This is a genomic window from Streptomyces sp. SD15 (genome assembly GCF_054462255.1).
Genome location: NZ_JBTLMO010000139.1, coordinates 1 through 1180, shown reverse-complemented (window position 1 = coordinate 1180; position 1180 = coordinate 1). Strand labels below are relative to the sequence as shown.

The window sequence follows — 1180 nt, the reverse complement described above, 5'->3', positions numbered from 1 at the left end:
CGGCGGCGCGCGGTCGCGAAGTAGCGGTACGCCACGTCGATGGTGATGCCCTGCTCGCGCTCGGCGCGCAGGCCGTCGGTGAGCAGGGCCAGGTCGGGGGCTTCCTGGCCGCGGCTGGCCGAGACGCGCTCGACGGCCTCCAGCTGGTCCGTCAGGACCGACTTGGAGTCGTGCAGCAGGCGTCCGACGAGCGTGGACTTGCCGTCGTCGACGGAGCCCGCGGTGGCGAAACGCAGCAGGGTGGTCGACGACAGCTGCTCGACCGAGAGCGGCTCGGTGGGTTCGGTGGTGCTGGTCATGACTAGAAGTACCCCTCGCGCTTGCGGTCTTCCATCGCGGCCTCGGACATCTTGTCGTCGGCGCGGGTGGCGCCCCGCTCGGTGAGCCGCGACGCGGCGATCTCGGTGATGACGGCGTCCAGCGTGGTCGCGTCCGAGTCGACGGCGCCGGTGCAGGACATGTCGCCGACGGTGCGGTAGCGGACCTGCCGCTTCTCGACCGTCTCGCCGTCCTTGGGGCCGCCCCACTCGCCGGCGGTCAGCCACATACCGGACCGCTGGAAGACCTCACGCTCGTGCGCGAAGTAGATCTCGGGCAGTTCGATGCCTTCGCGGGCGATGTACTGCCACACGTCCAGCTCGGTCCAGTTGGAGAGCGGGAACACGCGGACGTGCTCGCCGGGTGCGTGGCGGCCGTTGTAGAGCTGCCACAGCTCGGGGCGCTGGCGGCGCGGGTCCCACTGGGAGAACTCGTCGCGCAGCGAGAAGACGCGCTCCTTGGCCCGGGCCTTCTCCTCGTCGCGGCGTCCGCCGCCGAAGACGGCGTCGAACCGCTCGGACTGGATCTTCTCGGTCAGCGGCACGGTCTGCAGCGGGTTGCGGGTGCCGTCCGGGCGCTCCTTGAGGACACCGCGGTCGATGTAGTCCTGCACGGAGGCGACATGCAGCCGCAGTCCGTGCTTTTCCACCGTGCGGTCGCGGTACTCGAGGACCTCGGGGAAGTTGTGTCCGGTGTCCACGTGCAGCAGCGTGAAGGGGACCGCCGCCGGGGCGAACGCCTTCAGTGCCAGATGCAGCATGACGATGGAGTCCTTGCCGCCGGAGAAGAGGATCACCGGTCGTTCGAACTCGCCCGCGACCTCGCGGAAGATATGGACGGCCTCGGACTCCAGCGCGTCCAG

Annotated in this window: 2 protein-coding genes; both read right to left on the bottom strand. The window is 69.7% G+C overall.

The genetic code is table 11. The features are described 5' to 3' along the window. The coding region (locus ACX28W_RS43890) for a GTP-binding protein (protein ID WP_459005688.1) at window positions 1-299 on the bottom strand (299 nt) is incomplete at its 3' end. A gap of 2 nt (window positions 300-301) precedes the next feature. Then, a partial coding sequence (gene cysD, locus ACX28W_RS43885) for a sulfate adenylyltransferase subunit CysD (protein WP_459005687.1) occupies window positions 302-1180 on the bottom strand: 879 nt, incomplete at its 5' end.